Below are 8,297 nucleotides of genomic sequence, written 5' to 3'. Positions count from 1 at the left end.
GGCCGGGTCCATTTCCAGAGGTAGGTGAAGGCCACGGTCGAGGCCACCATCATCAGCACGGCCATGCTCGAGGCGTAGGAGATGCGGCCCGACTCGATGAAGCCCTGCGAGAAGGCGTACATGTCGAGGGTCTCGGTCGAGATGCCGGGGCCGCCGCGCGTCATCACGTAGATCAGGTCGAAGGCGCGCAGCGACTCGATCATCTTCACGAAGCTCAGGCTGATCAGCGGCGCGCGCAGCATCGGCAGCGCGACGAAGGCATAGACCTCCCAGGGCTTCGCATGGTCCATGCGCGCCGCCTCGAAGGGTTGCGGCGGCAGGGTCTCGAGCAGCTTGAGCACGATCACCGCGAAGAACAGGCCCCACTGCCAGACATCGACGAAGGCCACCGTGAGCAGCGCCGTGAGCGGCTGCGCGAGCAGGTCCAGCGGCTCGCCGGTGATCGCCTTGTAGGGCCAGGTCAAGAGGCCGAACAGCGGATGGAAGGCGAACTTCCAGACGAAGGCGGCCGACACGCGCGGCAGCAGCACCGGCACGATGAACAGCATGCACAGCACATTGCGCCAGCGCGGCGTGGCGCTCTGGAACAGCAGCACGCCGAGCAGCACCGCGAGCCCCATGGTGGCGCTCACGGTCAGCAGCTCCCAGGTCAGCGAGACGCCGACCGCGTTGAGGAAACGCCGGTCCGAGAACAGCTGCAGGTAGTTGGAGAACCACACCCAGCCGATGTCGGACTGGCCGAGCTCGCGGTCCTGCAGCGACACGGCGATGGCGAACACGGTGGGCACCAGCGCCAGCACCGCGAGCACGAGCAGGCCGGGGCCGATGAAGACGAGCGGCAGTCGGGTCTTGTGAAGGGTCATCGCGGGACTCGCAAGGAACGCGGGGCCGGGCGGCTCACTTGCGGCGCCGCGCGATCAGCTGCTTGGCGTAGCCGTCGAGCTCGTCGAGGCCGGCCTGGATGTCGGTGCGCGAGCCGGTGATCAGCTCCTCGAGGATGATCCCCCAGCGGTCGCCGAGGTCGGGCCAGGCCGGGTCCTGCCAGAAGTTGACCGCGGTGAGCTTGCCGGTGTCGGCCAGCGCCTTGCCGAGGTCGGCGCCATAGCGCTTGGAGAACTCGGGACTGCCCAGCACGCTGGTGCGGTTCAGTTCGCCGAACTGGCCCTCGGCGAGACGGCGCTGCTCGTTCTTCTTCGAGGTGGCCCAGGCGATGAAGAGGCCGGCGCACTTCTTCGCCTCCTCGCTCTTGTTGGCCTTGGCGCCGATCGCCAGGCCGTGGCCGTAGCCGCCGCCGGTCAGCGGCGCGGGCGGCGTGGCATAGGCGATCTTGCCGATCACGGTCGACATCTTGGGATCGAGCGCATTGCCCGCGAGCGGGGTCGACTCGACCAGCATCGCCACCTTGCCCGCGAGGAAGGCGCCGGTGGCCTCGTCCCAGCCGCCGGTCTTGGTGCCGGGCGCCGAGTACTTGAAGAGCTCGAGGTAGGTCTGCGTGGCCTTGAGCGCGGCGGGCGAGTCGAACACCGGCTTGTCGCCGTCGAACCACTGGCCGCCGTAGCCGCGGAAGTAGGGCATCCAGCGCCACACGTTGGCGCCCGAGCCGCGCTGGCCGCGCAGCGCCACGCCGTAGACGCCGTTGGCCGGATCGTTGAGCTTCTTCGCGGCGGCCACGAATTCCTCGAGCGTGGCCGGCGGCTTGATGCCGGCCTTCTCGAGCAGGTCCTTGCGATAGACCATCAGGTCGCCGCCGCCGGTCAGCGGCGCGAACCAGGCCTCGCCCGCGTAGGTGGCGACCTTCTGGCGGCCCGGATCGAAGTCGGCGTAGTCGTAGTCGGCCGGGTAGTACTTCGCGAGCGGCACGATCCACTTCGATTGCGCGAACAGCGGCACGTTGGCCTCGTCGACGTAGTAGACGTGGTACTTGCCCACGGTCGAGGCATCGGCGCGCGTCTTGGTGCGGCGGTCGTTCTCGTTGAGGTTGTCGATGCTGAACGAGGCGCCGGCCAGGGTCTTGAACTCGTCCTTGTACTTTTCGAGCAGGGTCAGGCCGTCACGCGGCTGCGCCAGCACCCGCACGTCCTCCTTGCACATCGCGCCCTGCGCCAGTGCGGCACCGGCGGCACCGGCGGCCAGCAGCGCCACGAGCAGCGTGCGGACGCGGGCGCGCCTCCCTGCGGATTCCTTGAACATCGCTTGTCTCCGTTGAACTTGTTGCGGATCGCCGGCCGAAGCCGGGGAACAAGCCCGCCGTGCCGGGCGCCCTTTTCGGGGGGCGGCGCGACAGCGACGGGACGGGGTGAAGCGTATGCAGCGGCTCAGCGGCGCCGCGTACCCCCCAAACGGGGTACTGGTACTTTCATGACCAGGCCGACTGGGGTTTTACCGGGGTCGTGGGCGGGTAGTGAACGGTGCGCAGCCCGAAGCGCTCCTGCGCCTGCTGGCGGTAGGCGCTGGGCGTCATGCCCTTGTGCTGCAGGAAGCGGCGGTTGAAGTTGGCGATGTTGAAGAAGCCGACCTCGTAGCAGATATCGCTGACCAGGCGGTCCGAGGTCTGCAGCATCTGGCAGGCCTTGGCGATGCGCAGCCGGGTCACGAACTCGGTGAAGGTGCTGCCCATCTGGCGGTGGAAGTAGCGCGAGAAGCTGCTCTCGGCCATGTTCGCGATGGCGCTGACCGAGGCCAGCGAGATCTCCTCGGCCAGGTGCTCGTCGAGGTGGTCGAGCACGCGGCGCATGCGCGTGCTGGTGGCGGGGTCGCCGTTGGAGGGCTCGTCCTCGCTCGAGATCAGGCGCCAGTCCTCCCAGCGCGCGAGCTCGTGCAGCAGGCCGATGAACTCCGCCAGCCGCGCCATGCCCTCGTGCGCCTGCACGCGCTGGAAGCGCTCGCGCGCCACTTCGCCGATGCCGAAGAACTCGATGCCGCGGCGCGCGCGGTCGAGCATCGGCAGCACCGCGTCGATCTCGGGGAACAGCGCCGAGCCCTTGCGCAGCGGCTCCTCGCGGAAGTGGATCACCATGCTGCGGTCGGCGATGCCGTCGGCCGGCACGTCGTCGGAGATCCAGGTGTGCGGCAGCCGCGCCCCCACCAGCGCCACGTAGCCGGGTTCGAAGCGGCCGATGTGGTTGCCCACGAAGGCCTGGCCGGTGGTGCGGTTGATGATCTGCAGCTCGTACTCGTCGTGGTAGTGCCAGCAGTCGAAGGGCCAGGGCACGCCGTGCTGCAGGCAGCGCACGGTACCGCCGCCCGCGGGCTCGAAGCCCAGGCGCGGGTCGCGCAGCAGTTCGTGTTCGAGTTCGGGTTTGCGGGCGGCGCGCTGTGTTCTGCTCATTGTTGTCTCCCCGGGGATCGGCAAGGCTCGAACCCCGGTGCCGCCGCCGCGGCGCCCGTGCCGCGTGGGCTCAGGCGCCAGCGACCTTCATGCGGTTGACCAGCAGCGAGCCCGTCGTCTTGGCGCCGAAAGTGTAAGCATCGGCCCCGATGGCTTCAATCCCCATCAGCATGTCCTTGAGGTTGCCGGCGATGGTGATCTCCTCCACCGGGAACGCGATGCGGCCCTTCTCGACCCAGAAGCCACTGGCGCCGCGCGAGTAATCGCCGGTCACGTAGTTCACGCCCTGCCCCATCAGCTCGATGACGAACAGGCCGGTGCCCAGCTTCTGCAGCATGGCGTCGAGGTCGTCGCCGGCCTGCGTGAGGCGCGAGCTCAGCACCAGGTTGTGCGAGCCGCCGGCGTTGCCGGTGGTCTTCATGCCGAGCTTGCGCGCCGAGTAGGTCGAGAGGAAGTAGCCCTCGAGCCGGCCCGCGTCGACCACCTTGCGCGCCCGCGTGACCACGCCCTCGTCGTCGAACGGCGAGCTGCCCTTGCCACGCAGCACGTGCGGGTCCTCGCTGACGTCGACGTGCGAAGGCAGCACCGGCTTGCCGAGCGAGTCGAGCAGGAAAGTGCTCTTGCGGTAGAGCGCGCCGCCGCTGGTGGCCTGTACCAGCCCGCCGAGCAGGCCCGCGGCCAGCGGCGACTCGAACAGCACCGGGCATTCCACCGTCTTGATCTTGCGCGACTTCAGCCGGCTCAGCGCGCGCTCGGCGGCGTAGCGGCCGACGGCCTGCGGGCTCGCGAGCTCGTCGGCCGAGCGCATCGAGCTGTACCAGGCGTCGCGCTGCATGTTGTCGCCCTTGCCGGCGATCGGCGCCACCGAGATCGAGTGGCGCGAACTCGCGTAGCCGCCGCGGAAACCGTGGGTGTGGGCGCTGAAGAAGTGGCTCTGCTGGGCCGAGACGCCCGCGCCCTCGCTGTTGGTGATGCGCTTGTCGGTCGACAGCGCGGCCGCCTCGCACTCGAGCGCCAGCTTGGCGGCCTGCTCGCTCGTGACCTCCCAGGGGTGGAACAGGTCGAGGTCGGGATGCTCCTTGGCGATGTCGGCCTCGTCGGGCAGGCCGCTGACCGGGTCCTCGGCCGTGAAGCGCGCGATGTCGTAGGCCGCCTGCACGGTCTGCGCGATGGCCGCCTCGGAGAAGTCGGAGGTGCTGGCATTGCCGCGCCGGTGGCCGACGTAGACGGTGACGCCCAGCGACTTGTCGCGGTTGCGCTCGACGTTCTCGAGTTCGCCCTTGCGCACCGAGACGCTGAGGCCGCAGCCCTCGGAAGCTTCGGCCCCCGCGTTGGTGGCCCCCAGCTTCTTGGCGTGGGCCAGGGCCGAATCGACCAGGTTTTCGAAGAAGGAGCGGCTGTAGGCGAAGCCGGAGTCGGCGCGCGAGGAAGAGGTCGTCATGTGGGTGGCTATGATACTTGCGCCCCCCGTTTCCCGTTTGGCACCGTTTTCCCCTCGGTCCCGCCGCGTTGCACCGCCGCGCGGCGCGGCACAGAATCCATCCCCATGTCCCGCAAACCCAAAAAAGGCTACTTCGTCCGCGGCCAGTTCGTCGCCGAAGGCAGCGAACTCGACCTGGAGCTCAAGCGCGAGCTCAAGGGCACCGACGACGCCAGCCGCACCGACCTCAAGCGCGAGAGCGCCGAACTGCAGAAGCTCGGCGAAGAGCTCATGACCCTGCGCGCCGCGCTGTTCGACGCGCTGCCGCTCGGCGAGAAGCTGGTCGAGGCGATTCACGAGGCCAAGCGCATCACCAATTTCGAGGGCAAGCGCCGCCAGATGCAGTTCATCGGCAAGCTGATGCGCAAGCTCGACGAGCCCACCATCGAGGCGATCCGCGCCGCGCTGGCCGAGCAGTCCAGTGGCCCGGCCGCCGAGACCGCGCTGCTGCACGAGGCCGAACGCTGGCGCGACCGCCTGATCGCCGACGACGATGCGCTCGGCGGCTGGATCGAGACCCACCCGGCCACCGATGCCCAGCAACTGCGCGCCCTCGTGCGCCAGGCGCGCAAGGACATCAAGGCCGGCCCGGCCGGCGAGGCGCCGCGCCAGGGCAAGGCCTACCGAGAGGTGTTCCAGCTCGTGCGCGAGCAGCTCGCGGTGCATGGCGGCGACGACCATGCGGCGGCCGCGGCGGAACAGGGCCGGGAGGAAGATGCATGAGCGCCGCGCCGGGCCGCCCCAAGCAAGCTCGCACCGCAGTGCGAAGCACGGAGGTGTTTCAATGAGCGGCTTCGACCCGGTACGCATCGGCATCGTCTCGATCAGCGACCGCGCCTCGAGCGGCGCCTATGAAGACAAGGGCCTGCCCGCGCTGCAGGACTGGCTGCGCCGCGCGCTCAAGAATCCGATCGACTTCGAGCCCCGGCTGATCCCCGACGAAGCACCCGGCATCAGCGCCGCGCTGATCGAGCTGGTCGACGCCGGCTGCTCGCTGGTGCTGACCACCGGCGGCACCGGCCCCGCGCTGCGCGACGTGACGCCCGAGGCCACGCTGGCCGTGGCCCACAAGGAGATGCCGGGTTTCGGCGAGCAGATGCGCCAGATCAGCCTGCGCTTCGTGCCGACCGCGATCCTCTCGCGCCAGGTCGCGGTGATCCGCGACAGGAGCCTGATCATCAACCTGCCGGGCCAGCCCAAGTCCATCGCGGAAACGCTCGAAGGCCTGAAGGACGCCGAGGGCACGCAGCTCGTGCCCGGCATCTTCGCGGCCGTGCCCTACTGCATCGACCTGATCGGCGGGCCTTACCTCGAGACCGACGACACGGTCTGCAAGGCCTTCCGCCCGAAGTCGGCGATCCGGCCGGCGCGCTGAAGCTTCAGGGCTGGGCCGCCACGCCCCTGGCCTCGACCTCCTTGAGGCAGGCCTGCACCGCGGCATTCGAAACCTGCTCGTAGCAGCGCGAGGCGGCCGCGCGCAGCTGCTTCTGCTGCTCGCGGCGCTGCTGCGCGTTGTCGATCTGCCAGGTCATGAGCCATTGCATGGCCAGCGCCAGCACGATGCCGAAGCCGATGGCGGCGCCGACAACCGTCGAGCGCCAGGTCCTCGTGGGGGGCGCGGAGGTAGCGGGCGCCGATGCCGCGTCGAAGGCCATCGGCGCATGCGAGGGTGCGTCGCCCTTGCGGCGCCGCGGCTCGCGGGCGGCGGCGGCCTCGATGGCGGGCGAATAAGACTGGCGGTGGCTGCGGCTCATCGGTCCTGTGTGCTGTGATTCGCGGCGGATTGTGCGCCATCCGCGAGTCACGAACCGCTCAGGCGCCGAAGCCGTGCGTCTCCCCCGCCTGCTCGCAAGGCACGCGCTCGGCCTGCACGGTCGAATGATGGATGTCGAAGCGCTCGGCCAGCAGCGCGCGCAGCCGCTGCACCAGCGGCGCGAGGTCGTCGACGCCGGACGCGCTCACCACGTGCACGCTGAGGCTCACCTTGCCGCTGGACAGCGCCCACACGTGCAGGTCGTGCAGGCTGGCCACGCCCTCGCTCGCGAGCAGCGCGCGCTCGATCTCGGGCAGGTCGACCTCGTCGGGCACGCCCTCGAGCAGCACGTTGAGGCTCTCGCGCAGCAGGCGCCAGGTGCGCGGCAGCACCCACAGGCCGATGGCCACCGCGATCAGCGAGTCGACCCAGGCCCAGCCGGTGTAGCGGATCACCAGGGCGCCGACGATCACGCCCACCGAGCCCAGCATGTCGGCCCAGACCTCGAGGTAGGCACCCTTGACGTTGAGGCTCTTGTCCTTGCCGCCGGCCAGCAGGCGCATGCCGATCAGGTTGACGACCAGCCCGCCCGCGGCCACGAGCAGCATCATGGTCGACTGGATCTCGGCCGGCGCCGCGATGCGCCGCCAGGCCTCGTAGAGCACGTAGATCGCCACCAGGAACAGCAGCACCGCGTTGAGCACCGCCGCGAGGATCTCGAAGCGGTGGTAGCCGAAGGTACGGCGCCGGTCGGCCGGCCGCTGGCCGATGCGGATGGCGGCCAGCGAGATCGCCAGCGCCACCGTGTCGGTGAACATGTGGGCGGCATCGGACAGCAGCGCGAGGCTGCCCGAGACCAGCCCGCCGACCACCTCCGCCACGAGGTAGGTCGAGGTCAGCAGCAGCGCCCAGCGCAGTGCCTTCTCGTTCGCGCCGGCGCCGTGCGAATGCTCATGGGCCATGGGATGCGGCTCGCGGTTCGGGGTCGATCGGCGCGCCCTGCTGTCGTTCGCGGGCCTCCTCCTCGGTCTCTTCCTCGTCGCGCCGGTGCGCGATGCGGTAGAGCAGCGGAAGCACCAGCAGCGTGAGCGCGGTCGAGGACAGGATACCGCCGATCACCACCGTGGCCAACGGCCGCTGCACCTCGGCGCCGGTGCCGGTGGCGATGGCCATCGGCACGAAGCCCAGCGAGGCCACCAGCGCGGTCATCAGCACCGGCCGCAGCCGGGTCAGCGCACCCTCGCGGATCGCGGCATCGAGCGGCAGGCCGCCCTCGCGCAGGTTGCGGATGAACGACAGCATCACCAGCCCGTTGAGCACCGCCACGCCCGACAGCGCGATGAAGCCCACCGCGGCCGAGATCGACAGCGGGATGTCGCGCAGCCACAGCGCCACGATGCCGCCGGTGAGCGCGAACGGGATGCCGGTGAAGACCAGCAGGCCGTCCTTGAGGTTGCCGAACATCGCGAACAGCAGCACGAACACCAAGAGCAGCGACACCGGCACCACGATCTGCAGCCGCTGGGTGGCCGACTCGAGGTTCTCGTACTGGCCGCCCCAGTCGGTCCAGTAGCCCACGGGAATGCGCACCGACTGCATCGCCTGCTCGGCCTCGGCCACGAAGGAGCCGAGGTCGCGCCCGCGCACGTTGGCGCTGACCACGATGCGGCGCTTGCCATCCTCGCGGCTGATCTGGTTGGGACCGGGCGCGACCGACAGCGTGGCGACCTCGCCGA

9 protein-coding genes are annotated in these 8,297 nt (G+C 69.7%); 2 read left to right on the top strand and 7 right to left on the bottom strand.

The features are described 5' to 3' along the window. The 4 genes from AC27VN_RS24855 to pmbA form a co-directional block, all read right to left on the bottom strand. On the bottom strand, positions 1 to 863 hold an 863-nt coding region (locus AC27VN_RS24855), incomplete at its 3' end, for a carbohydrate ABC transporter permease (protein WP_490878240.1). A gap of 34 nt (positions 864 to 897) precedes the next feature. Continuing rightward, positions 898 to 2,190, bottom strand: coding sequence for an ABC transporter substrate-binding protein (locus tag AC27VN_RS24850; protein ID WP_490878239.1), 1,293 nt, complete (start codon positions 2,188 to 2,190; stop codon positions 898 to 900). A gap of 166 nt (positions 2,191 to 2,356) precedes the next feature. Then, positions 2,357 to 3,328, bottom strand: a complete 972-nt coding sequence (locus AC27VN_RS24845; RefSeq protein WP_490878238.1) for a cupin domain-containing protein — start codon at positions 3,326 to 3,328, stop codon at positions 2,357 to 2,359. Between the two features lie 70 nt (positions 3,329 to 3,398). Further along, positions 3,399 to 4,769, bottom strand: a complete 1,371-nt coding sequence (pmbA, locus tag AC27VN_RS24840) for a metalloprotease PmbA (RefSeq protein WP_093339457.1) — start codon at positions 4,767 to 4,769, stop codon at positions 3,399 to 3,401. A gap of 105 nt (positions 4,770 to 4,874) precedes the next feature. Here pmbA and yjgA point away from each other — a divergent pair, with 105 nt between their 5' ends. Then, positions 4,875 to 5,531 (top strand): ribosome biogenesis factor YjgA, encoded by a 657-nt coding sequence (gene yjgA, locus AC27VN_RS24835; protein ID WP_296775977.1) that lies wholly within the window; start codon positions 4,875 to 4,877, stop codon positions 5,529 to 5,531. Positions 5,532 to 5,592: 61 nt separating this feature from the next. Continuing rightward, a complete protein-coding gene (gene mog, locus AC27VN_RS24830) occupies positions 5,593 to 6,183 on the top strand; it encodes a molybdopterin adenylyltransferase (protein WP_490878237.1) in 591 nt (196 codons plus the stop codon). A gap of 4 nt (positions 6,184 to 6,187) precedes the next feature. On the opposite strand, the gene AC27VN_RS24825 is transcribed toward mog, so the two are convergent. The 3 genes from AC27VN_RS24825 to AC27VN_RS24815 all read right to left on the bottom strand — a co-directional run. After that, positions 6,188 to 6,562, bottom strand: coding sequence for a hypothetical protein (locus AC27VN_RS24825; protein WP_490878236.1), 375 nt, complete (start codon positions 6,560 to 6,562; stop codon positions 6,188 to 6,190). 58 nt (positions 6,563 to 6,620) lie between these two features. Then, complete coding sequence (locus AC27VN_RS24820; protein WP_431509588.1) at positions 6,621 to 7,523, bottom strand: cation diffusion facilitator family transporter; 903 nt, start codon at positions 7,521 to 7,523, stop codon at positions 6,621 to 6,623. Further along, on the bottom strand, positions 7,513 to 8,297 hold a 785-nt coding region (locus AC27VN_RS24815), incomplete at its 5' end, for an efflux RND transporter permease subunit (RefSeq protein WP_490878235.1). The genes AC27VN_RS24815 and AC27VN_RS24820, both read right to left, overlap by 11 nt.

It is taken from the genome of Variovorax sp. 20P10.2.4, assembly GCF_058244205.1.
The sequence above is the reverse complement of the archived record's forward strand: the minus strand, read 5'-3'. Positions and strand labels throughout refer to the sequence as shown.